This window comes from Rossellomorea sedimentorum (assembly GCF_046237645.1).
Taxonomy (GTDB): domain Bacteria; phylum Bacillota; class Bacilli; order Bacillales; family Bacillaceae_B; genus Rossellomorea; species Rossellomorea sedimentorum.
In genome coordinates this window covers 2,223,232-2,245,900 of record NZ_CP143546.1, presented here as the reverse complement: position 1 = coordinate 2,245,900, position 22,669 = coordinate 2,223,232, and the positions used below count along the sequence as shown (strand labels likewise).

The following is a 22,669-nucleotide window of genomic DNA, read 5'->3' as shown; positions in this document are numbered from 1 at the left end:
GTATGAAGCGAATTAGTTTAATCTTGCTGGCAGTGTTCTTGATCATTCCTTCCTTCTTCGTCGGAGGTGCGGCTGCCCAGACGACAACGGGTGCCGTGGTAGATTCCAAGATTCATAAAGCACTTGAAGCAGCAACTTCAGTAGAAGCAATTGTTACATTTAAAGGGGACGGTGCTCCTGATGCAGCCGACCTGGATCTTTTAAAAGCAGCAGGTGTAACTACTGGTGTTACATTGAATTCCCTTCCGATGGCAGGCGTTATTGCTACGAAAGCGGGAATTGTAGCACTTGCAGCATCTTCAGAGGTTCAATCCATCTATCTAAATGAGAAACTGGAATATTTCAACGCAGATGCCACAGCTATCACAGGCGTTGATAAAGCAAGAACAGATCGCTCTTTTCAAGCAAAGAACGGCGGTTTCCCGGTAACGGGTGAAGGCGTCGGGGTCGTTGTCAATGATAGTGGAGTTGATGGGACTCACAAAGACCATGAACTTGGAAGAAATCTTGTCCAAAACGTCATGGCTTCTACAAACCTGAATGCTTTATCTCCTTCTCTACTACCGGTTACGTATCAAGAAAACGTAGCGAACACGGATACTAACTCCGGTCACGGTACGCACGTAGCGGGTACAGTCGGTGGAACAGGAGCAATGTCTTCAGGTAAGTATGAAGGTGCAGCACCTGGAGCAGACTTGATCGGTTATGGATCTGGAGCAGCGCTATTTGTACTTGATGGAATCGGCGGTTTCGATTATGCTATCACACATCAATATCAATACGGCATTAAAGTCATCACAAACTCTTGGGGTTCTTCCGGAGACTTTGACCCGAACCACCCAATCAACATTGCAAGTAAAAAAGCGTATGACAGAGGAATCACTGTATTGTTTGCAGCAGGTAACGAAGGACCTGGCGAAAACACACACAATCCTTATGCAAAAGCTCCTTGGGTCATTTCTGTAGGAGCTGGTGTGAAAGACGGCACACTTGCTGATTTCTCTTCCAGAGGGACAAAAGGTGTCGGTGGGACATTCGTTATGGATGGTCAGGAATGGACTTGGAAAGATGAGCCTTCTTTAACAGCTCCTGGTGTGGATATCGTTTCAACTCGTGTAATCGCTCCAGTATCAAGTCTTGCGATTCAGGATGATGTAGAGACACTTGATCCTGCACACGTACCATACTACACGACAATGAGCGGTACTTCGATGGCGACTCCGCACGTAGCGGGAATTGTAGCTCTAATGCTTGAAGCAGATCCGACATTGTCACCAGCTGAAGTGAAAAATATCCTTCAACAAACAGCAACCAATATGCCAGGATATGAGTCTTGGGAAGTTGGAGCAGGATATGTGAATGCATACGCAGCTCTTGATGCCATCTACAACGGCAAAGAGTTCGGTAAAACATTGAATGTGAATCAAAACTTTAACAGTTCTGTAGAAGCTGAAACAACTCGTGAAGACTTTACGGTCGACTATGACCCTCTAAAACTTGTATCAACCAACCAGCATGAATTCAATGTTGGGGAAGGAGTATCTTCCCTGACAGCAAAAGTAAATGCAAAAGGACTTCTTGAAGAAACAGGAAATCCTGTAAACCTTGTTCTAATTGCACCAAACGGAGAGGAATACAGTTCAGGAATCAGCTTGCTTTTTCCTTTGTATACTGACCGCACTGTTTCTGTTAATTCTCCTCAGCCTGGTAAATGGAAAGCGGAATTAAGAGGACTTAGAGGGACTACATCCAATCCGATTGGTGTGAGCCTTCCAGAAACAGTTGAAGGGACATTGGCTTTCACAAAAGTCAGCGGCTTTGATGGCTTGAATGATATCAGCGGCCACCCTGCAGCATCGGCTATCCAAATGGGAGTCAAAGAGCGTTTGTTTGACGGTCTTTCCAGTGGAGATTTCCGTCCGGATGCCTATCTGGACAGAAAGCACCTTGCCCGCTACTTGGTAATGGGAGCGGAAATCCGTCAATCATTGCCTGGTGATGCAAAAGGCACTTTCTCTGATGTAAAAGTCGAAGATAGAGCGTTTGTTGAAGCTGCAACTGCCAAAGGCGGAGCATTCCGTGATGAAAGCCACAAGCAAAACCCTGTAGTACTTGTGGATGGAAGCGGAAAATTCTCTCCTAACGCAGGAGTAACTCGTGCGGAACTTGCATACTCCCTAGTGCAAGCACTTGGTTTGCAAGAAGAAGCACAGCAATTTGACGGAAACTTAACTGTACAGTACAAAGATGAACGAGTTGCGATCCAGGATGCTGCAAATGTACCAGCTGAATTAAAAGGCTATGTACAGCTTGCATTGGACTTGAACATTCTTAACGCCCAATTCTCAACAGAGCAAGGACCTTATGATCTGACACCAGTCATCAAGGCTTCCTTCAGTGGTGACGAAAAAGTGACACGCGGAGACTTCGCTGTTGCCATGACTCGTTACTATCAAGCATTCTTGAAATAAGAAACAGATCGAGCCTGGAACGTAATCCGTTCCAGGCTCGATTTTTTGATTTTCTAGGAGGAGGTCTCCTCCTTATCAAGGCTCACTTTTCTGGTGACATTTAAAAACCCAGTGGGAGTGCCTATAGGGTGGGATTATGGGAAAAACACCCCACTATAACCCGGTGGGAGTGCCTGTAATGGGGTGATTATGGGAGAAACACCTCACTATAACTCAGTGGGAGTGCTTGTAAAGGGGTGATAAGTAGAGAAACACCCCATTATAACCCGGTGTAAGTGGCTGTAAAGGGGTGATAAGTCGAAAAACACCCCATTATAAACCGTTGTAAGTGGCTGTATTGGGGTGATAAGTAGAGAAACACCCCAATATAACTCGGTAGGAGTGCTTGTAATGGGGTGATTATGGGAAAAACACCCCACTATAACCCAAGGGGAGTGGCTATAATGGGGTGATAAGTTGAAAAACACCCCACTATAACTCGGTGGGAGTGCTCGTAATGAGGTGATTATGGGAAAAACACCCCACTATAACCCGGTGGGAGTGGCTGTAATGGGGTGATAAGTGGAGAGACACCCCATTATACCCCAGTGTGAGTGGCTATAATGGGGTGATTATGGGAAAAACACCCCACTATAACCCAAGGGGAGTACTTATAATGGGGTGATAAGTCGAAAAACACCCCATTATAACTCGGTAGGAGTGCTTGTAACGGGGTGATAAGTCGAAAAACACCCCACTATAACCCGGTGGGAGTGCTTATAATAGGGTGATAAGTCGAAAAACACCCCATTATACCCCAGTGGGAGTGGGTATAATGGGGTTATAAGTTGAAAAACACCCCATAATACCCCAGTGGGAGTGGCTATAATGGGGTGATAAGTCGAGAAACACCCCACTATAACTCGGTGTGAGTGCTTGTAATGGGGTGATTATGGGAAAAACACCCCATTATAACCCGGTGTGAGTGGCTGTAATGGGGTGATAAGTCGAAAAACACCCCACTATAACCCAGCGAGAGTGGCTATAATGGGGGATCAGCCAAGAACCCCCGTATTATAAACAGTGCGATGCTCCTATAATGGGTGAATCGGCGAGTACAGGATTTGCAAAGCCTCCTGCTGTCTCTCCAGCAGCAACTAATTATTCCACCGACGTTCTAATAAGTACTTTTTAGAATAAACCTTTCCAAAAAGAATGAATTATTACCATAAAGGTTAAACTAATTCTCAGTAAATGGAAGGGAGCAATGGTTATGGAAAATCATCAAGTGAGAATGAACGCTTCAGAACATGGGCTGATCTGGTCACAATATATTAATGATACTCTCTCAGTTTGTATGCTGAAGTATTTTTTGAATAATACGCAAGATGAACAGATAAAGGATGTTCTTCAATTTGCTCTGAAACTTGCGGAAGGGCACATTGAAAAGGTCAAACAATTCTTGACGGCTGAAAACGAACCCATACCGGTTGGATTCACTGAAGAGGATGTAACAGTGGAAGCCCCTCCTTTGTTTACTGATACATATAAAATTGTCTATATGCATATCATGACCATTCATGGATTGACAAGATATGCCGGGGCAGTGGGGAGTGCATTACGGGAAGATTTTGTCCAGTATTTTACTGAGTGCACAAAAGAAACGATGGAATTGTATAAGAAAACAAGCAGAGTGTTATTAGAACAGGGGATTTTGACTAAGCCTCCCGTCTTTAACAATACATCAAAGGTTGATTTTATAGAAAAACAATCGTTCCTAACGGGGTGGTTTGGTAACCGAAGACCGATCAATTCGGTTGAAATCAGCGGTACTTATCTTAATATCCAAAAAACCATGGCCAAAATGGTTCTTGAACTTGGGTTCGGCCAAGTAGCCCGATCCAAAAAGGTTCGCGAATATATGGAAAGGGGAAGGGAGGTCTGTCAGAAACAATATGAACGGTTGTCCATTATGCTGAAGGAAGACAGTTTGCATGTACCGACTACATTTGAGGCTGAAGTGACGGATTCTACTGTGCCTCCTTTTTCTGACAAGCTTATGCTTTATCATATTACGACATTACTCTCTTCTGCCATCGGATATTATGGAGAAGCACTGGCATTATGCCAAAGGCGTGATTTATCAGCCGGGTACATCCGGATGATCACGGAAATTGGCCTGCTGGCGGAAGACGGAATGAACCTGTTGATAGAAAATGGCTGGATGGAGCAGCCGCCGACAGCCACAGATCATGACAGTCTGTCAAAAAACAAGTGATGGGGTTATGGTAAAAAAAGAGAAAGCCATTGAGATTCTTGTATGGAGTATTGCTCTGCCGGGGTTCGGCCAATTGCTCAACGGAAAATATATCAAGGGTGTTGTATTTGTTTTTTTAAAAATTATAATCAACATTTATTCCAACTTTAATGAAGTCATATACTTTAGTTTCAACGGCGAATTCCTCAAGGCAGAGCAGGTTGCAGACAAACAGTGGTTGATGTTTTATCCGTGTATTTACTTTTTTGCCATGTGGGATGCATATAAGGATGCAGGGGGAGGGAAGGAGCCGTATTCCTATCTTCCATTTGTATTTTCTGCCTACATTGTGACGGTAGGCATCATGTATTCCGATAAAGCGAGTTTTTTCGGGATAGGCGGTATTTTGTGGTTTCCAATGATATGTGTTGTCCCGGGAATAGTCCTGGGGTTTGCATTAAAGTTTCTTTTAAACAGGGATAGACGCTAGTATTGACTTCGAACTAAGAGGGGACTGATGAACATGACTAAAAATTCGAAGCTTTTTTTATGGGCCATGATGATTCTTCCACTCCTGTCCCTCCCTTTAATAGGAAAGGAATCTCTTAAGCGATATATGCCGTCCGGATTCTTTTCAATTTCAATCATGGCCGTGTTAGATCACTATGCTGAAAAAAGAAAATGGTGGCTGATTTATGAAAAGCTTCACTCGAATGTACCTGGAATAATTCCATTTTTGGTTCCTTTCTTTGTAGGATCCATTTGGATTATGAAATGGACATATGGAAAATTTATCAGATTTAAGCTTTTGAACCTGGTAGTGGACTCATTTTTTATCTTTGTGTTTGTAAAGTTGTTGAAAAAATCGGGAATTGCCTCGATTGTAAAATTGAAAGAAATCCATGTTTCGCTCCTATTTTTCATTCAAGCCCTTATGTTGTATGGGTTTCAACTTTTAAAAGAAAAGACCACTAACACTGTACCTGAAGTTTGATAGTAGAGGTGCAATAAAAACTGCCAAGGAATTCTTAACGCTAATACAAAGGGGGAACAAGCACGTGTTAAAACAATCGAAGTCAATACTTTTGGCCATGGTGCTGCTTCCTTTCCTATCAATCCCATTGTTGGGAAAAGAATCGATCAAAAGGTACCTGCCATCAGGCATCTTCATTCTTTCGGTCGTGGCTGTAGTTAGTACCATCGCTCACAAACGGAAATGGTGGTGGTTCTACGTGAAACTACATCCAAAAGTTCCAGGCATCGTTCCATTAATGGGACCATTCTTGATCGGCTCGATGTGGATCATGAAATTTACATATGGAAAGTTTTTTCAATTCACACTTTTGAACATGATTGTAGATTCGATATTCACGTTTGTAATCGAACGTTTTTTGAAAAAATTCGGCCTTGCCTCTCTTGTCAGGTTGAAGAAAATCCAATTGTCTCTTATCTTATTTATTGAAGCCTGGATGCTGTATGGATTTCAATTTTTAAAAGAGAAGTATAGCAATAAGGGAATGGAATATTAAATCCGTGTAAATATGTTAGTCCTCGATGATGAAGTCCCTTTCTAAGGAATAAGGTATCGTAACTATGGGTGTGCTAGAGACTTTCTTTAAGACACTTTAGGTTAGTTTTTTCATGGTTGATGTCCTTGAGAGAGCTTGTCAAGACACATTTGGTTAGTTTTTTCTTGTTTAATGTCCTTGAGAAAGCTCTTCAAGACACTTTAGGTTAGTTTTTTTATGGTTGATGTCCTTGAGATGGATTCTCAAGACACTTTAGGTTAGTTTTTTTATGGTTGATGTCCTTGAGATGGATTCTCAAGACACTTTAGGTTAGTTTTTTCATGTTTGATGTCCTTGAGAAAGTTCGTCAAGACACTTTTAGTTAGTTTTTTAATGGTTAATGTCCTTGAGAAAGTTCCTCAAGGCACTTTTGTGAGGATATTACTCAGTTGATGTCCTTGAGAAGGGCGCCCAAGACCATTTTCATTCATTATACATAGTTTATTATCAAGAACGTAGTCCCAAAAGGCGACAATAAGGTTCAATACTATAAATATATTAAACAAGTAGAACGATTGTTTCGTTCAGGCGCATTTTAAGGGGGGATATAATCCTGATAAAACATGAAACTAAAAGGATGGGTAACTCGTCTATATGGTAATGACAGGTATATAAAAAACTAGCATACTAGATTTGCAATTCTAAATGACACCAACAACATTTTTAAGGAAGTGGTAAGTTGCCATCATGCGAAAGATGCAGCCAAAAGTTTAGTTGGGGTAGTATTTACCGTTCTTTAAATTTCCATCTGCCCTTCAGACCTGTTCGGTGCAGCAGTTGTGACAGCAAAATAACGGAATGAACCCGCTGATTGTGCGGGAGCATTCATCAAATTGATGTGACTAACAGGGAGGTACGGTATGAACGATCCAGTGAAAATTATGCTATTAGGGGTGGCCATCATGATTACAGGTCTGTTTGCTCAAAGTTTATCGGTGTGGGAACCCGGACCCCCGTCGAATTTTATCCAAATTATCTTCGCAGCAGGCTTTATTACGACAGTAGCAGGCTTTTTTTATAAAAATAAGGCTTAGAATAATGTTATAATTATCCAAAAGGGTATTGGAGTAGATTAGATGGTTGTTAATATTAGAGTTTACATTCTGTTCCTACTATTACTATCCCTGTTAACGGCTTGCTCGAATGAACAGACCTTTGAAGAGTTTTTCCATAAAGAAATGGAGGAGAATGAAGCGCAATACGCAGAAGAGGTTAACTACTCTTATTCACTCGAACACACAGAACGAGACGCAGTGAGGCCCGGCGATGCCATTGCGGTTTTCAGAGAGAATAATCCTCGTGGGGAACAAGTTTTCATTGCCTATTTCTTAAAAGTAGACGGGGAGTGGAAGTGGAGGAGAACTCGAGGGGCTGAATGGGATACTCCTGTCAAATGGTCTGCCATGCACAAGGTGCCCTATATCTATTCGGGGGCGATCAGTGATCCTGACATTTCGGAAATCTTCGTTGGGAGAGAAAGAGCGAAAATCATCGAGGTGGAAGGAGACAAGAGGTTCTGGTATGTAAATAGTCCAGTTAAAGAAGCAGATGTCCGATACGTTAGAGATGATGGAACAGAAGAGATTGTGGAAGAAATTGATAGAGAAATGTTAAAAGACTGGGATAAATAAAGGTTGCTAGTTTATCACATGATGAATGGGCTGATTAAAGTCAGTGTGGTTATGATAATTGCAGTAATGGCTGGCTGCTCGGGAGGAGAGCCTACGTCTAAAAAATCACCAAGCTGGAGAATTCTATGAAAATGACAGAAAAGCAAGAAATGGTCATTTCAGCCAGTTATGACAATAAAAGCATTGAGCATGCATTCAAAAAAGCGAAGAAGCTGCCAGGCATCGCCGATATGAGTGACCCTCATTATAAACTCATTTTTGGACAGGAAGAAGAGATCTATTTTCTCTGGCTTCATGAAGACCAGGGGACCATCATGAACTTTAAAGACACACATGCCATTTACATCCTTCCTGAATTTGCTGTTGAAAAGGTTAATGACATTTTCAAAAAAGTTGAAGAGACCCGGTCAGTAGAGGATGCCCATTAAAGGAGGAACTAGGTTGGAGAGGAAAATAGGTATCTTCTTATTTACTTTGTTATCATTTCTGTTCTGGCTGTTTCTTGCGATATATCTTTCAGATGCAGACGATTGGTGGACAGTTATGGAAATGGAGGAAATCGACCGCGAGATCACAATAGGCCGGGTTTCACCTTTCAAAGTGTTAATCGGGTCTGGGTTATTCATGGTGTTGGGTATGTTGGTGCATAAGGTGATGAAATGGTTATAAGACTGTGAGACAATACGAACTATTATTATCGGAAAATTTAGATAGTAATTTGAAACTTTTTTAATCTCCCTTCCGTAAAGATAAATATAGGGGAGGTTGATGGAATGAGAATCATACTTTTTTTACTGATAGCGTTGCCAGTTCTTCTTGTCGGATGCAGCAGCAGCGATAGTAATAGCCTGGTGGATTATGATCACAGCAAGTTATCGAGTGAGTTCGAGAATGAGGGAATTCAACCTAAGCTGCCGACCGGGTTTCCGGTGAGGATCAAAGGACATGAGAGAGTGATTCCTCCTCACGAAACGAGCAGGTATGAAACCAAATTTACGGGAGAGAACGGAGAAATATTTACGCTGATTGTCCACTCTGGACCTGTTGCCTATGAAGAAGGCATGAAAAAAGAAGATGTAAGCATTAATGGAAGTGAAGGATTTTACACAGAAAATGAAGTAACCGGTCCGTCTCTGCATTGGACGGAAGGGAAATATCATTACATATTAGATTACAGTACCATTGCCCTGGAGACGGAAGTCAACAAGGAGACGATGATGGCGATTGCGGAATCATTTGAATAAAACCCTGCTGATATCTGGGCAACCCGACAGGAGAGGGTGATGATGTCAAACAGGACCTATGGGACTTTTTTTATCGGGATTCTTCCCTTATATCTTAGTGGGAGTCTTAATATTATATGTCATTTACGTTTTTAAAGAAGGGAAAAGCTGAAGGATGGTGACCTTTTCTGTGAACTACTTTTTCCCAGATCTTGATAAAACCAGGAACACGCCGCTCTTGAGTCTGCTGCCTGAGGGATATAATCAGCGGCGGCTCTCTTCTATCCTTTCATCAGGCTGCCGGAAGGATGGAAGGCAGACAAAAGTACAAAAGGCAACTTCTATTACCCTTTAAAGGAAGATATTATCAGCTATGGGACGGCCGTCTCCAGGAAGGAAATGATGAAAATCAGCGGTCTCAATAGGGTGGCAGAAGTTTCTTTTGCGATGACCGCGCGTTTATTTGGTGGTTTCGCAAAAAATTCTTATCATCGGATGCTCACCCAGATGGAGGCATCAATGGACACCGGTCTCTTCTATCCTGAAGAAGATGAGTTATCTCCATTTCTTTTGGAACCTATAATGAACATACTCTCTGCCAAGGGAGTCCGCCAAATAGAGTATGTGAGCTTGATGGATGGTTCCGGTTCCATAAATATACAAAATGCAAGCATCGAAGATCTATTAGTTCTTTGCACAGGACCAATTACACTTAAAGATGAGAACGAAGACTTCCTTCTGACTTGTTACTTTGATGGTAACGAAGCACTCATTTTTTCAAAAGAAGTTAATCTTCAAGAAATCCTTGAAGGGACTGGGGTGGAAGGGATTATTTACAAAGAGGATACTCTGCTTGCATGGCAGCAATTCAGGGTAGATTATCTTGGCTGAATACAGCTAGTCCACGCGACAGAAAGGAGAGCCCTGCATGTTTAGTTTCCTGAATAGAGAAAAACTGATCAAAGATGATTTAAAAGGAATCGCCAAATTAATGTACGAGGATGTTTCAAGTGATGCCTGGGATCAAGAGTACCTTACCAAAAGAAATCTCGATTTCAGTATAGAGAGTGTCCGCTTGATTGATCGATATGTAAAAAGATTACTCGATGTAGAATATGACACTGATTTACTGGATCAATACTATGATCATTTTATAATGAGGTTAGGTGCGTATATCGGGGAAGTGATCAGAAGGGAACTCAACGAAGACTTTTACTGGTATGAGTCCCACTCAGTACATAAATTTTCCCCGGATCTTGATAAAGCGGATGATGGTATGGGAACGGTGCTTTATTCAAGGAAGAGAAACGAACTGATCTCGCCGTTGAATGCCGTATCTCAATTCCTGAAAGGAAACCCGTCATACACCAGCTTGCTTTCGTATACTGAAAAAACCGTCAACCACTTCCAAGGACACCATGGAAAATAACCATAGGGGCAGCTGACGGAGGGACGATAAAAACATTTATCTTCCCCCTGGATATACATAACCGCGTATGTGGGTGAACATCCAGTTACATACATTTCAACTTAACCTATGTTGAAATACCCGTATCTTGTAGATTCCAAATATATGCTGCCTTGATGAAAGAGGAATATTCAATAAGTGCACGTTATATTTATTTTACGGTAGAGTATTTGAACGCGGAATTACAAAATGCAGGAGGTGGCTCATGTTCACTTGGTTATTAATTATACATATCGCTGCCGGGATCATCTGTCTCATCAGCGGGGTGGTGGCGATGATATCAAAGAAGCGAAGAGGAGAACATACCATATCCGGTGAAGTGTATCACCTCTTCTATGTATTCGTGTTTTTGACAGCCGTCGCCATGTCGATCCTTCATTGGGAAGAAAGTGCCTACCTTTTCTACATCGCCGTTTTCTCCTATGGGCTTGCGCTGTCTGGATACCTGGCGGGGAAATTCAGATGGAAAAACTGGCTCCGCACCCACATCGGCGGCATGCTCGGCTCGTATATCGGGATCGTTACCGCCACGATTGTCGTCAATGTTCCTAAAGTTCCTTTGTTGAATGAACTTCCGGTCCTCATCTTTTGGTTTTTCCCGACCATCATTGGAACACCCCTTATTTTTAAAATATCCTCTCAGATGACTCCGTCCAAACCAAATAGGGTTTCCGTCAAACATTAAACTGAAGGAGGTCCATGCCATGAAGAGAAAGGTGTTTTGGTTTCCTTTACTTGCAGCGTTAGGATCAACAGCCATTTTATATGCAATCGGCAATGTATTTGAAATTCAATTGTTGAGATGGTTTTATTATGAAGAAATTACTTCGGATGAGTTTTCAATTGAAGCAGGGGGTTCCATTATCCCTGTATTTATTGGTTGTTTAGTAGGTTTCATTACAGAGCAGATTCTCAAAAATAAAAATAAAAGCAGAACTGACTTGGTATAACACGTGGAAATTTTAGTGGAAGGAGTAACCCTGTGAAAAAATTGATGCTATTTCTGATTACTAGTTATCTCCTTTCTGGATGCCTTCAAGAGGACCTGCCGGATGTCATAGAAGTGACCACTGTGGAACAAACATATGAGGAACTCTCAAAAGCAGAACAAACTCCACTTTCTGAGGCACTGGAGAAAGTTTCTTTTGTACCGAAAAAAATTAATGAGGAAACGCTGCCGTTTACCGTTAAGAAAAGAATTGGAAAAGTAATGGAGACGGAAGAGAACAGCGAAATGATCCACCTGGGTTATGGAGGCTTCAATCATAGAATAGACCTAATTGTAGAAAATACAGTGGAGACAAAGAAGGAACCCTCGCTGGATTATAAGGAAATCCTATTAGATAACGGGAGGACCGCTCTATATGCCGAAGATGAAAATACACATTATGTGACCTGGTTTGAAAAGAGGATCAATTATTTGCTGGTGCTTCATTACAAAACAGGGACCGGTGAAACGCCGGAAAGATATACGAAGGAAGAGGTTATAAAGATTGTCAATGAACTGGAGGAGTAAGGGGGAAGCAGCCTGTAAAACGAGGACCATTTTAAAGGTCTTTGAGTGAGAGGGAGATTCTCAAGGCCATCGAGCGAGAAAAACAAGTGAAAAAGCGTCTTGAGGGAGATCCTCAAGGCCATCCAGCAAGAAAAACAAGTGAAAAGTGCCTTGAGGGAGCTTCTCAAGGCCATTCAACAAGAAAAACACGTGTGAAAGTGTCTTGAGGTCGCTTCAAGGCCATTCAGCAAGAAAAATGTGTGAGAAAGTGCCTTGAGGACGCGTCTCAAGGCCATCCAGCGAGAAAAACAAGTGAAAAAGTGTCTTAAGGGAGATCCTCAAGGCCATCGAACGTGAAAAACAAGTGGAAAGTGCCTTGAGGGAGATCCTCAAGGCCATCCAACAAGAAAAACCCGTGTGAAACTGCCTTGAGGGAGATTCTCAAGGCCATTCAGCGAGAAAAAACAGTGAGAAAGTGTCTTGAGGTCGCTTCTCAAAGCCATTCAGCAAGACAAAAACGTGTGAAAGTGTCTTGAGGGAGGTTCTCAAGGCCATCCAGCAAGAAAAAACAGTGAGAAAGTGTCTTGAGGTCTCTTCTCAAGGCCATTCAGCGAGAAAATAACAGCGAAAAGTGTCTTGAGGGCAATTCTCAAGACCATCCAGCAAGAAAAAAACGTGAGAAAGTGTCTTGAGGGAGATTCTCAAGGCCATTCAGCAAGAAAAACAAGTGGAAAAGTGTCTTGAGGGAGATCCTCAAGGCCATCCAGCAAGACAAACCCGTGTGAAAGTGCCTTGAGGTCGCTTCTCAAGACCATCCAGCAAGACAAACCCGTGAGAAAGTGTCTTAAGGTCTCTTCTCAAGGCCATTCAGCAAGACAAAAACGAGTGAAAGTGTCTTGAGGGAGATTCTCAAGGCCATCGAGCGAGAAAAACAAGTGGAAAAGTGATTTGAGGAAGATGCTCAAGGCCATCTAACAAGAAGAACACGTGGGAACGTGTCTTGATAGAAATGAATGACTGTTCATTTACACGTTAGAATTATTCCAAAAGGGGAGATTTAGTAATGAAACCAGGAGATGTCTATACTTGGGATAGAACATTCACAGTCGAAGAGGTCATACAGTTTGGGGAGATATCAGGCGACAAAGGCAGACACCATGTAGAACCTGATGAACATGGCAGGGTAATGGTTCAGGGGTTGTTGACAGCAAGTATCGCCACGAAAATCGGCGGTGACTTAAACTACATTGCAAGAGAGCTCAACAATGAATTCCTTAGACCTGTTTTCACAGGTGACAAAATTACATGCGAGCTCACGATTACTAAAGTGGAGCAGTTGGAAGCGAAGACAAAACTGGCGATGACCACTGTTTTCAGAAACCAAAAAGGAAAAGAAGTTCTTCTGGGTTCAAGCCGGGGCATCATCCGTAATTGAAACTGAAAGCTGCAATGGAAGGCCTTTTTCCAAAAACGATAAAAATTTATCAGGAAATCAGTGACAGCCACGCTGGACCCATACATAGGATAAAGAGGCGGGATGGGTACCTGTCGATTATCATGCGAGATAGAAACGCCTGTATTGTGCAGGCGTTTCGTTTCTATTTAAAATCGAAAATACAAACCAAATCCTGTCTTTCATTTATCAATGGAGAAAGCACGAATATAATTATAAATAAAAACCTGAACGAATTTTGTGGCTAGTGCACACTTATGGCATTACAAAATGTTGAATGTAGGCGATATTGAATAGCTACCACCTTCCTAGAGGCAATTTCATCATGAAATCCACTCGCTTTTTGCCTCTACAACCTAGATTATAAGTGAAGGGATCCTAAACAGTCAGCAGGATTCAAGAAAAGGTACCGGCCTTCGTCCCAAGACAGCCAGCAGCTAACAAATTTCCTGTCTCTCTCTCCCACAAACATAACTCTTTACAGAATCTCATTTTAGCTTTAAGATGGACTCAACCAACTACATAGTTTTACTGCTAGGGGTGCCTGCTGCGCGGGCTGAGAAAAAAACCGATCTGTTTTTTACCCTTTGGACCTGATCTGGATTATACCAGCGTGGGAAAGTAGTCATTGAGGGAACGTTTTTTCCTTACATACTTTAAACCAAACCAGGTCCTTAAGTGGATCTGGTTTTTTTATTTATCAGGAGCAGTTAACGGCGTTGGGGTTACTATAATAGGAGGAATTGAATATGAAACTTCAAGACCAGGTTGTACTTGTTACTGGAGGTAGCAGAGGATTGGGAAAGGAAACGGTCCGAGCTTTTGCCAGAGAAGGAGCAAGAGTGGTGATCAACTATTTTAATAGTGAGGAGAAAGCTTTTGAACTGCAAAGGGAAATCGGTGAGCGTGCGATTGCTGTCAGAGCGGACGTGAGGAATGCCAATGAGGTTCAGGCTATGTTCACGGAAGCCAAAGACCGTTTCGGTTCACCGATTACGACGATCGTCAATAATGCACTCGTCAACTTTCAATTCGATCCGGTTTCCAAGAAAAACGCCGAAACGATTTCTTGGGAAGATTATCATCTTCAGCTTGAAGGAGCGGTTCGCGGAGCTCTGAACACCGTGCAGGCAGGACTTCAGGATATGAAGGAGGCCGGCTATGGGCGTGTGATTTCCATTGGTACCAACCTTGTGCAAAATCCAGTCGTTCCTTACCATGACTACACGACAAGCAAAGCTGCCTTGTTGGGCTTTACGAGGAATATGGCGAATGAGCTTGGACAGTACGGCATTACGGTCAATATGGTGTCAGGAGGATTACTGAGAGTGACGGATGCGAGCGCGGCCACCTCCAATGAAGTGTTTGAGATCATTGAATCTTCCACCCCTTTGAAAAAAGTCACAGACCCAGCTGATGTGGCAGATGCCGTCGTATTTTTTGCTTCGCCATGGGCAAGGGCTGTCACAGGCCAAAACCTTGTCGTGGATGGCGGACTTGTCATGAACTAAAAAAGAATAGGAGGAAAGGGAAATGAATATTCAAGAGATTGGCAGTCTTCTAGATAAAGTGAGGACGGTGAACCCGCTTGTCCATAATATTACGAATGTCGTAGTGACCAATTTTACAGCCAATGGCCTTTTAGCGCTTGGAGCCTCACCCGTGATGGCCTATGCCCACGAAGAGGTGGCCGATATGGCAAAGATAGCAGGTGCGCTCGTCCTTAATATGGGAACCCTGACAGAACAAGAAGTGAAAAGCATGCTGATTGCCGGAAAATCAGCGAACGACCAAGAAGTGCCGGTCATTTTTGATCCGGTCGGTGCCGGGGCGACGCCTTTCAGAACCGAAACAGCCAAGAGAATATTAAGCGAACTCGATATAGCCATTCTTCGAGGAAACGCGGCCGAAATCGCCAATGCAGCCGGACAGCAGTGGGAAATCAAAGGGGTCGATGCAGGAGAAGCAAAGGGCAGCACCGTTGAACTGGCAGAGTCGGCGGCAAAGGAACTCCAAACCGTTGCAGTGTTGACGGGAAAACAGGATGTTGTGTCAGATGGAGAGTCCACCTACCTCATCAACAACGGCCATCCTTTATTGACGAAAGTGACAGGAATCGGCTGTCTATTAACCTCTGTGATGGGTGCCTTTTCATCGGTGGAAAAAGAACCTGTCAAAGCTGCGGTCGCCGCTTTGGTTGTATATGGAACCGCTGCAGAGCTGGCTGCAGAAGCGGCGGGGGATCGAGGACCTGGAACATTCCAAGTGGAGTTACTAAACAGCCTTTATAACATCACAGCCTCCGATATTGTGGCGCGCGGCTCTTTTGAAAAGGCTGTTTCTTAAGATTTTTTTCTCAATCAAAAAATTTACTCGTATCAACCCAGAAAAAAGTTATTCATCCTGGGAAGAAGTTTTCACCTGGCAACAACCTATATGAAACCAGTTTTGAAGAAGTCAGTAAGGAGGAAACTCAGATGAAAGTAAATAAAGCGTTAACGATTGCCGGCTCTGACAGCGGCGGAGGGGCCGGGATACAGGCCGACCTCAAAACGTTTCAGGAACTTGGCGTATTTGGCATGTCAGCGATTACTGCTGTGACAGCCCAAAACACAACAGGTGTGCAGGGTGTCTTTCCGATGGATGCCGATGCGGTTGTAAAGCAAATCCAGTCCATTGGGGAAGACCTTCCGCCTGACGCTGTGAAAACGGGAATGCTTTTTAATGCGGAGATAATAGAGCGGGTTTCCAGTGAAATAGAACGATTTAATTGGAAGAATATCGTTATCGACCCTGTCATGATCGCCAAAGGAGGGGCCAGCCTTCTGCAGAAAGAAGCGATTTCGGCCATGAAGGAACATCTTATCCCCCTTTCAATGGTCATCACTCCGAATATCCCAGAAGCGGAAGTCTTGACGGGCTTAACGATCGATACGGTTCAAATGAAAAAAGAAGCAGCAAAGAAACTTCATGAAATGGGGGCCAAGCATGTGGTCATCAAGGGAGGCCACGACGACACAGCGGATTATGCCTCCGATATATTATTCGATGGCGTGGACTTTTATGAATTCACTTCCAAGAGAATTGCCACCAAAAATACACATGGTACTGGGTGTACTTTTTCTGCCGCGATTACAGCGGGCCTTGCAGACGGGTTAACTGTACCGGTAGCGGTCGAACGGGCAAAAGACTTCATCCATTCTGCCATTGAAGAAGATTTAGAGCTGGGAAGCGGACACGGTCCTACTAACCATTGGGCGTATAACCGGAGAGAGAAGGGAACAGCTTTGAATGGAGTATAACTGCGAAAAAATCAGAGAGCTTCTGAGAGTCTATTTCATTATGGGGAGTGCCAATTGCCTTCAAAACCCGGAAGAAGTGCTTAGGTCCGCCATTAAAGGTGGCATCACACTATTTCAATTCCGGGAAAAAGGTAAGTGGTGCCTTCAAGGGGAAGAAAAGGTCCAACTCGCCAAGAGGCTGCAATCAATCTGCAGGGAAAACAATATCCCTTTTATCGTGAATGATGATATCAACCTTGCCGTGGAAATCGATGCGGATGGTGTCCATATCGGCCAGGAAGATGAACATGCTGAAATCGTGCGGAGACAGATTGGCCCCAAGAAAATTCTCGGTGTCTCTGCACATACTTTAACAGAAGCACAGGCCGCCATAGCAGCAGGGGCGGATTATCTTGGCATTGGACCGATCTATCCGACTTTCACCAAGGAAGACGCCAAAGCGGTCCAGGGGCTGACATTCATAAAGGAATTGCGGAGTGTCGGTATAGATATTCCACTTGTAGGCATCGGAGGCATAACAGCCGAAAATGCTTCACCGATCATACAGGCAGGCGCGGACGGTGTTTCCGTCATTACCGCAATCAGTCAGGGAGATTCACCTGAAGAAGCTGCACGACTGCTGGCCAAAGCCGTTGAGAAATAGTGGCGCGAAAAGAAGGTAACCCATAAACTCGTGTCCATCAGGTCCCTTTTTTATAAAATGTAGAGCTATCCGGAGAGGTAAACCGGTTATAGCTACTTGTACTGGAAAATTAGGCGGTAAAGATTGGACATGGGGTACAAAATTTGAGGGAAGATAAGGGAAGGCGATAACAAAGGCTTAGAGGGAAAGTATCCTCTAAGCCTTTTAGCTATAACCAGAAGGTATTTAGTTGAGAAGAAGATAAATCAAGATGGCGAAACCCAGATTGGGCAGCCCAATCAATGCCGAGTTGAACATAATGCGATTGCGTGCGAGACGATCATCATTGGTTTCAGTCGCAAAATTAGCCCTCATTTGGTCTCCGCTCACCATGGCGCCGGAAGAAACGACTGAAACGCCAAGGAAGAGCAAGGCAATTCCCCCGCTTATCATATAAGCCTTATCCATTCCCCAGATGATCATGGAGAGTAAGGTACCTGCTGCAGCTAACATAATTCCGATTAAAAAATACTTCAAGGTAATTCCCTCCTTGACTAATATACGATTCACGCGAAGGAAGGTTTCAGGTTTTTTAATTAACAGGTATCAATTGCTATTAACTAGGCCAATGATAATGGCATTCGGCATAAAAAGGTCTGCGCCTTTTGCCTTTGACCGAACAATTTTAATGAAAGAATCCTTAACTTGGAAAGTTAATATAATAAAGATTTAATATTCCCTATATGGTTATTGCTTTTCAGATATCTATCTGTCTTTATATCCATATCCTTTACAACTTCAGACCAGAAATCATGTGTAATCCCTTTTTCTCTGTATGCTTCATAATAAAGCTCAGAGTCAAATTTCCCTTCATTCGAAACTCCTTCTATGTTTTGGACGAAAGCATTTGTCCAAGCATCATTTAATTCTTTTACTTTTACAATTTTCCCTAACTCTTCTGACTCCAGCTTGTAATGCTTGGATGGTGGTAATTCGTAGGGGAGATTGAAGGCATAATGACTATCGCTTATCCCTTCTTTGCCAGCGATATCCCAAATTAACAACCTGAAGAAAAAAGCAATACTACCAGCATTACTAGCTGGAAGATTACCCAATTCACTCATTTCCACGCGTTTTAGTTGAAGAGCTAATTCTTGGTATTCCTGAGTGACTCTCACAATTGAATAATTGTTATTATACAACTGCTCTGCTTGTTTTAAGCTTATTGTTTCGGAACTGATTATCTTTTCGTAAATCTGTTTATTGTTAAAGACTGCTGAATATAATTTGGACATATCGTTTGCAACCTGTAACGATAAGTAGCTTTCATATCTTTGTTTTATTAAATACTGTTGAAACCCGAAAACAATGACAATGATAAGTATAAAGACCATTACTATATTAAAATATCTTACTCTCATTTCCCCACTCCTGTTCAACGAATCAATTTAACAGTTATTATTTTATATACTAACATAAGTTTCCATCTCATCTTTGCTTTCTAGATGACTATTCATGGACTTTTACCTGTTATTTCTTTGTAAGTCTTAAGGCTAAAAGAAATGAGCCCCAAATTGCTGCGCCAAAATCTAATTTGCATGACGAATAGATAAGGGTACATTTTATGCCCAGTCAGTATCAAAGCAAAGGAAGGAATGACTAATATATGGGGTTCGTTTGGAGACCATAATCAAAGCGGTCATTGAGAGTTTAGAATTGAGCATGTCCTTATTAGAGAAGTTTTGCTCATCAGGCGAGCGGTATAAGAAGTTTTAAAAACGTGTTAAAGGGAAGAATAAATTTATGAAGTTTTAAAATGATTGGAGGGAAAACACATGGAACTAAATGTAGGGGAGAAAGCTCCTGATTTTACACTTTCATCTACAAGAAAAGAGAAGATCTCCTTATCGGACTACCGTGGAAAGAAGAATGTCCTTGTGGCCTTTTATCCACTAAATTTCACCCCTGGCTGAATTACGGAACTGACCTCTTGGAAAGAGGACTATAAAGAATTCGAGAATACCGATACGGAAATACTCGCTATAGGCGTGGATCATATATATTCACATAATGTATTTGAAGCGAGCCTGGGAACACTGCCGTATCCTTTGTTGTCAGACTGGCATAAAGAGACGGTGAAGAAGTACCACGTATTTAATGAAAAAGATGAAGTGGCGATTCGTTCTTGTTTCTTGATCGATAAGAATGGGGAAATCACTTATAAAAATGTGGACTTTAACCCTCGGGAAAAACAAGTATATGATGAATTGCTGCAAGAGTGTGGAAAGTTGTCGCTAAAATAAAATTATTGAAGTTAGCAGGAAGAAGGGACAGGTGAACTGTCTCTTTTTTTTTATCAGTGAAATAATAGCATTCATTTCATTTCTGTTGACGAATTGGCGATATTCTCTACCCTGTGTGAAAACAGGCTACTATTTAGATTAATTTAATAAAATGGAAATGATGAAGTGAAGCAGTCATATACTAAATGAAAAATTGCCGGACTGCCTCTTTGTTTATGTTTTAAAAAAGTTGGAACTTTCCAAGAAGACTGGGTTTTTGTGGTAATATATAAGGTAGAAGAGTAGAAGAAGTTACTTAGAAAATAGAGGTGAAATAGTGACAACTCCAATTATATTACTCCTATTACTCATATCAACTTTAGTATTTAGGGGAATGAAGAATGGCAGCATGCAATTTACTGTAAAAAACTTTGTATTGGGTTTAATAATAACTCTCGTATTTATTAACGTGATTATGTTTTTCATCTTGTAAATATACTATGTGAAGTAATGTACTTAAATTAACGAGGGCTTATCTAGAAACAGGATGAGCTTTTTTTTATCTAAAGTTTATCTTGAGTAATTGCTCGATTTTGAAATAATTGGTATTAAGTTAAAGGAGCAGGTTACCTGATGAAGGAATCCAAATAATCGGTATCATTATAAATTTCATAAGGAAATACAAACGATGAAGTTAAATACCGTTCACATTTATAGATTAATATAATGTCGAAAGGCTGGAATAAATCATGGCAAAAAAAGAAGCACCGAAAATTCAAACAGAACGATTGATTTTACGTCCGAGAGCGGAAAAAGACATTCCCAATATGCTTAAAATGTTTAACAATGAGGAAGTAAGAGAATTCCTTGGAAGTAATCCCCTCGTGATGAACACTCAATGTTAGAAATGGTTAGGAATCGTACTGAAACAAAATGGACGGTCGCATTAAAAGATACTGATGAATTCATCGGTGATGTCATGATTCCAGAAATAGCAGAAGGTTATCTTGGCGAAATTGGTTATCGCTTCATGAAAGAGCATTGGGGAAGCGGTTTCCGCGGTCATTGAGCATTGCAAAAGCACATTACACCTTAAACGCCTATCTGCCACCATAGATAATAAAAATATGAAGTCAAAAAAGTTAATTGAAAAACTCGGATTTACTTTGGTAGCGGTGTTGCCTGAATCGCATTTACACGGTAGAGTTGCCGATGTAGCTTACTATACTCGTATAATATAAGCATCCTTATGCTCTCCTGAGAAAAATGATAGGTAAGTATTTAAATGGGGAATATTTTTGGTCCAGCGATATGATTTTTAGTGAAGAGGATTAGGAGGGAAGATAGTGAAAGAGTGACTAATAATAGATGTGAATTTGAAAGAGTCTTTAGTTTGTGTGAATAATAGGCTTTTTCTACTCTAACGGGTGCGTTGATCCAAGAAAGGTTAACGCTTCTTTTTGTCGAAGTTATTTATTGAACGAAAGGAGCAGACTCTGTAAATTTCACCAAATGGGATTGTCTTAGAAACTAATAGTGTACCTGAATACAAAAATCCGTTGGTAGAGGAGTAAATAAATCTACCTTGGTACATAGATATTTCCTAATTCACTATTGTTCTTAAGGGACGTTGAGTATGCTGGATTTATTCCATTATGTAGGCAGGTTATCGAAATAATTGGTAACTTTTTGTATTCGTTTTCGTCTAATTCCTAAATGAGGACTTCATTAAAAAGACAGCAAGAGTATTGCAGAATTTTGAATCATTGTTTGTTTGTCATTTGTGTTATTAAAAGGGGGATATTGATGATTAATCATTCTGTTCGGTTGGTGCTTTTTATTCTAACTTTATTCTTGTTAACCGGCTGTGGTGGAGAGAAATGGGAGGAAAGCAGTATCTTTGAATCTGGAAACTATAAAATGATTGGGGTCAAAGACAAACTAGGGTTTATTTATGATGATACTGAAGTGACGCGGTTCTATCCTGATAAAGAAAATAAGTATATGTGGCATTTGTGGGGGAATCCAGAAAAGTTAAAGGGGGACTTGAAGGTTACTGCTACTCATAGTAAATCAGATGAAGAGATTGTTATTATTGAAGGTTTAAGATTAGGAGGCGCTCACAACGGTGCAGATGCTCATACTAATTCAATGATGTCGCTGCCCAAAAGTGGTATGTGGAAATTGGATGCTTATGTGGATGACAAGCTACACGGTTCGGTATTCGTAAAGGTATATGAACAATAAAAAAACCTTCTCTCTATTGATAAACCTGTTTCGGCCTAATGAAAGGGTCAAGTTTTAACTGAATTCTGCCCTAAGATATCATCGCTTAATATTCATAAGCAAGTAATAAACTCGAATCGGATGAATATCATTACAACAAACTTTCTATAGCTAACAAACATCGGAGAGGAGCCACTTCCATGAAGTATAGTTTGTTTGGCGGTAAACTGAAGATACCCATCGGTCCGGGGACGAAGCGAAAGATTTTAGATGCAGTGGTGGAAGTGCATATGGAAGCCTTCCTGAGAAATGGCATTTTTCCCAGCTGGGAGAACTATGTAGCCTTTCCGAAATACCGGGATAATATTGAGAAATTTTCCTTAACAGAGAGTGATATCAACATGCTCAAAGATTCCTGGATTGACCGGCAAATCAGTGAGATGGAAAAAGCCAGCAGATGGTTTCATTCTTTTGAACGTTCGTCAGATGAAAATGATAATGTGCATAAGTTAATCGAGCTGTGGGTGGAAGACCAAGGGAGAGGGGACTTTCTTAAGAAAGCGCATGAGTTGTATAAGAAACGGTACGAAAGCTAGTTACTGGGACGGTCTTTGGAGGAAGAATTGTTTAGTTTGAGGAATAAGAAAGATGCCAGGCAGCTCTCAAGCGCGTGGCATCTTTGTGCTGGTCGT

The 22,669-nt window shown here is 41.8% G+C and carries 25 protein-coding genes, 2 pseudogenes and 1 riboswitch; of the genes and pseudogenes, 25 read left to right on the top strand and 2 right to left on the bottom strand.

The genetic code is table 11. From position 1 onward, the window contains the following. Positions 1-2 precede the first annotated feature (2 nt). From V1502_RS11085 to thiE, 20 genes and pseudogenes are all read left to right on the top strand, one after another. Positions 3-2,471, top strand: coding sequence for a S8 family serine peptidase (locus V1502_RS11085; RefSeq protein WP_409250710.1), 2,469 nt, complete (start codon positions 3-5; stop codon positions 2,469-2,471). A 1,252-nt stretch (positions 2,472-3,723) separates the two neighbouring features. Beyond that, complete coding sequence (locus tag V1502_RS11080) at positions 3,724-4,728, top strand: DUF3231 family protein (RefSeq protein ID WP_409250709.1); 1,005 nt, start codon at positions 3,724-3,726, stop codon at positions 4,726-4,728. Between the two features lie 7 nt (positions 4,729-4,735). Beyond that, the gene (locus tag V1502_RS11075; RefSeq protein ID WP_409250708.1) at positions 4,736-5,197 is read left to right on the top strand and encodes a hypothetical protein; all 462 of its coding nucleotides are present in this window, start codon (positions 4,736-4,738) and stop codon (positions 5,195-5,197) included. Positions 5,198-5,230: 33 nt separating this feature from the next. After that, entirely contained in the window at positions 5,231-5,701 is a 471-nt protein-coding gene (locus tag V1502_RS11070; protein WP_409250707.1) for a hypothetical protein, read from the top strand. A 64-nt stretch (positions 5,702-5,765) separates the two neighbouring features. Continuing rightward, positions 5,766-6,236, top strand: coding sequence for a hypothetical protein (locus tag V1502_RS11065; RefSeq protein WP_409250706.1), 471 nt, complete (start codon positions 5,766-5,768; stop codon positions 6,234-6,236). Between the two features lie 899 nt (positions 6,237-7,135). Then, positions 7,136-7,309: a hypothetical protein gene (locus tag V1502_RS11060; RefSeq protein WP_409250705.1), complete on the top strand. Its 174-nt coding sequence runs from the start codon at positions 7,136-7,138 to the stop codon at positions 7,307-7,309. A gap of 42 nt (positions 7,310-7,351) precedes the next feature. Continuing rightward, the gene (locus V1502_RS11055; RefSeq protein ID WP_409250704.1) at positions 7,352-7,906 is read left to right on the top strand and encodes a hypothetical protein; all 555 of its coding nucleotides are present in this window, start codon (positions 7,352-7,354) and stop codon (positions 7,904-7,906) included. Positions 7,907-8,031: 125 nt separating this feature from the next. After that, the gene (locus V1502_RS11050) at positions 8,032-8,334 is read left to right on the top strand and encodes a hypothetical protein (protein WP_409250703.1); all 303 of its coding nucleotides are present in this window, start codon (positions 8,032-8,034) and stop codon (positions 8,332-8,334) included. Between the two features lie 13 nt (positions 8,335-8,347). Then, positions 8,348-8,575: a hypothetical protein gene (locus V1502_RS11045; protein ID WP_409250702.1), complete on the top strand. Its 228-nt coding sequence runs from the start codon at positions 8,348-8,350 to the stop codon at positions 8,573-8,575. A 104-nt stretch (positions 8,576-8,679) separates the two neighbouring features. Then, positions 8,680-9,150 carry a hypothetical protein gene (locus tag V1502_RS11040; protein ID WP_409250701.1) on the top strand — a complete coding sequence of 157 codons (471 nt, stop codon included), beginning with the start codon at positions 8,680-8,682 and terminating at the stop codon, positions 9,148-9,150. Between the two features lie 255 nt (positions 9,151-9,405). After that, positions 9,406-10,020 (top strand): annotated as a pseudogene (locus V1502_RS11035) (DUF2711 family protein); the annotation flags it as partial. 37 nt (positions 10,021-10,057) lie between these two features. Beyond that, positions 10,058-10,558: a hypothetical protein gene (locus V1502_RS11030; RefSeq protein WP_409250700.1), complete on the top strand. Its 501-nt coding sequence runs from the start codon at positions 10,058-10,060 to the stop codon at positions 10,556-10,558. Between the two features lie 244 nt (positions 10,559-10,802). After that, on the top strand, positions 10,803-11,282 hold the full coding sequence (locus V1502_RS11025) for a DUF2306 domain-containing protein (RefSeq protein ID WP_409250699.1): 480 nt from the start codon (positions 10,803-10,805) through the stop codon (positions 11,280-11,282). A 19-nt stretch (positions 11,283-11,301) separates the two neighbouring features. Beyond that, positions 11,302-11,547, top strand: coding sequence for a hypothetical protein (locus tag V1502_RS11020; protein ID WP_409250698.1), 246 nt, complete (start codon positions 11,302-11,304; stop codon positions 11,545-11,547). A gap of 32 nt (positions 11,548-11,579) precedes the next feature. After that, on the top strand, positions 11,580-12,113 hold the full coding sequence (locus V1502_RS11015) for a hypothetical protein (protein ID WP_409250697.1): 534 nt from the start codon (positions 11,580-11,582) through the stop codon (positions 12,111-12,113). 1,042 nt (positions 12,114-13,155) lie between these two features. Continuing rightward, complete coding sequence (locus tag V1502_RS11010; protein WP_409250696.1) at positions 13,156-13,527, top strand: hotdog domain-containing protein; 372 nt, start codon at positions 13,156-13,158, stop codon at positions 13,525-13,527. Between the two features lie 544 nt (positions 13,528-14,071). After that, positions 14,072-14,182, top strand: a riboswitch (TPP riboswitch). 112 nt (positions 14,183-14,294) lie between these two features. Further along, positions 14,295-15,056 (top strand): 3-oxoacyl-ACP reductase, encoded by a 762-nt coding sequence (locus V1502_RS11005; protein ID WP_409250695.1) that lies wholly within the window; start codon positions 14,295-14,297, stop codon positions 15,054-15,056. A gap of 22 nt (positions 15,057-15,078) precedes the next feature. Then, positions 15,079-15,891 (top strand): hydroxyethylthiazole kinase, encoded by an 813-nt coding sequence (gene thiM, locus V1502_RS11000; protein ID WP_409250694.1) that lies wholly within the window; start codon positions 15,079-15,081, stop codon positions 15,889-15,891. Positions 15,892-16,022: 131 nt separating this feature from the next. Then, positions 16,023-16,847 (top strand): bifunctional hydroxymethylpyrimidine kinase/phosphomethylpyrimidine kinase, encoded by an 825-nt coding sequence (gene thiD / locus V1502_RS10995; protein WP_409250693.1) that lies wholly within the window; start codon positions 16,023-16,025, stop codon positions 16,845-16,847. Then, entirely contained in the window at positions 16,837-17,490 is a 654-nt protein-coding gene (gene thiE / locus V1502_RS10990; RefSeq protein WP_409250692.1) for a thiamine phosphate synthase, read from the top strand. Before thiD ends, thiE begins: the two co-directional genes overlap by 11 nt. Positions 17,491-17,715: 225 nt before the next feature. Here the strand turns inward: thiE and V1502_RS10985 are convergent, their stop codons facing one another. Together V1502_RS10985 and V1502_RS10980 are read right to left on the bottom strand one after the other, a co-directional pair. Beyond that, complete coding sequence (locus tag V1502_RS10985; RefSeq protein WP_409250691.1) at positions 17,716-18,006, bottom strand: DUF5316 domain-containing protein; 291 nt, start codon at positions 18,004-18,006, stop codon at positions 17,716-17,718. Between the two features lie 176 nt (positions 18,007-18,182). Then, positions 18,183-18,890, bottom strand: coding sequence for a hypothetical protein (locus V1502_RS10980; RefSeq protein ID WP_409250690.1), 708 nt, complete (start codon positions 18,888-18,890; stop codon positions 18,183-18,185). 414 nt (positions 18,891-19,304) lie between these two features. On the opposite strand from V1502_RS10980, the gene V1502_RS10975 reads away from it, so the two are divergent. The 5 genes and pseudogenes from V1502_RS10975 (at position 19,305) to V1502_RS10955 (ending at position 22,573) form a co-directional block, all read left to right on the top strand. Next, entirely contained in the window at positions 19,305-19,772 is a 468-nt protein-coding gene (locus V1502_RS10975) for a redoxin domain-containing protein (RefSeq protein ID WP_409250689.1), read from the top strand. A gap of 728 nt (positions 19,773-20,500) precedes the next feature. Then, positions 20,501-20,656 (top strand): GNAT family N-acetyltransferase, encoded by a 156-nt coding sequence (locus V1502_RS10970; RefSeq protein WP_409250688.1) that lies wholly within the window; start codon positions 20,501-20,503, stop codon positions 20,654-20,656. After that, positions 20,650-20,992, top strand: a pseudogene (locus V1502_RS10965) (GNAT family N-acetyltransferase). The gene V1502_RS10970 and the pseudogene V1502_RS10965 overlap by 7 nt, the downstream one beginning before the upstream one ends. A gap of 565 nt (positions 20,993-21,557) precedes the next feature. After that, complete coding sequence (locus V1502_RS10960) at positions 21,558-21,998, top strand: hypothetical protein (RefSeq protein ID WP_409250687.1); 441 nt, start codon at positions 21,558-21,560, stop codon at positions 21,996-21,998. Between the two features lie 179 nt (positions 21,999-22,177). Next, a complete protein-coding gene (locus V1502_RS10955; protein ID WP_409250686.1) occupies positions 22,178-22,573 on the top strand; it encodes a hypothetical protein in 396 nt (131 codons plus the stop codon). The last annotated feature ends 96 nt before the right edge of the window (positions 22,574-22,669 follow it).

Bases quoted from the DNA above. Each gene is read 5' to 3' on its own strand.
- V1502_RS11085 (WP_409250710.1), top strand. From the start codon at position 3: ATGAAGCGAATTAGTTTAATCTTGCTGGCAGTGTTCTTGATCATTCCT.
- V1502_RS11080 (WP_409250709.1), top strand. From the start codon at position 3,724: ATGGAAAATCATCAAGTGAGAATGAACGCTTCAGAACATGGGCTGATC.
- V1502_RS11075 (WP_409250708.1), top strand. From the start codon at position 4,736: ATGGTAAAAAAAGAGAAAGCCATTGAGATTCTTGTATGGAGTATTGCT.
- V1502_RS11070 (WP_409250707.1), top strand. From the start codon at position 5,231: ATGACTAAAAATTCGAAGCTTTTTTTATGGGCCATGATGATTCTTCCA.
- V1502_RS11060 (WP_409250705.1), top strand. From the start codon at position 7,136: ATGAACGATCCAGTGAAAATTATGCTATTAGGGGTGGCCATCATGATT.
- V1502_RS11055 (WP_409250704.1), top strand. From the start codon at position 7,352: ATGGTTGTTAATATTAGAGTTTACATTCTGTTCCTACTATTACTATCC.
- V1502_RS11050 (WP_409250703.1), top strand. From the start codon at position 8,032: ATGAAAATGACAGAAAAGCAAGAAATGGTCATTTCAGCCAGTTATGAC.
- V1502_RS11040 (WP_409250701.1), top strand. From the start codon at position 8,680: ATGAGAATCATACTTTTTTTACTGATAGCGTTGCCAGTTCTTCTTGTC.
- V1502_RS11030 (WP_409250700.1), top strand. From the start codon at position 10,058: ATGTTTAGTTTCCTGAATAGAGAAAAACTGATCAAAGATGATTTAAAA.
- V1502_RS11025 (WP_409250699.1), top strand. From the start codon at position 10,803: ATGTTCACTTGGTTATTAATTATACATATCGCTGCCGGGATCATCTGT.
- V1502_RS11020 (WP_409250698.1), top strand. From the start codon at position 11,302: ATGAAGAGAAAGGTGTTTTGGTTTCCTTTACTTGCAGCGTTAGGATCA.
- V1502_RS11010 (WP_409250696.1), top strand. From the start codon at position 13,156: ATGAAACCAGGAGATGTCTATACTTGGGATAGAACATTCACAGTCGAA.
- V1502_RS11005 (WP_409250695.1), top strand. From the start codon at position 14,295: ATGAAACTTCAAGACCAGGTTGTACTTGTTACTGGAGGTAGCAGAGGA.
- thiM (WP_409250694.1), top strand. From the start codon at position 15,079: ATGAATATTCAAGAGATTGGCAGTCTTCTAGATAAAGTGAGGACGGTG.
- thiD (WP_409250693.1), top strand. From the start codon at position 16,023: ATGAAAGTAAATAAAGCGTTAACGATTGCCGGCTCTGACAGCGGCGGA.
- thiE (WP_409250692.1), top strand. From the start codon at position 16,837: ATGGAGTATAACTGCGAAAAAATCAGAGAGCTTCTGAGAGTCTATTTC.
- V1502_RS10980 (WP_409250690.1), bottom strand. From the start codon at position 18,890: ATGAGAGTAAGATATTTTAATATAGTAATGGTCTTTATACTTATCATT.
- V1502_RS10970 (WP_409250688.1), top strand. From the start codon at position 20,501: ATGGCAAAAAAAGAAGCACCGAAAATTCAAACAGAACGATTGATTTTA.
- V1502_RS10960 (WP_409250687.1), top strand. From the start codon at position 21,558: ATGATTAATCATTCTGTTCGGTTGGTGCTTTTTATTCTAACTTTATTC.
- V1502_RS10955 (WP_409250686.1), top strand. From the start codon at position 22,178: ATGAAGTATAGTTTGTTTGGCGGTAAACTGAAGATACCCATCGGTCCG.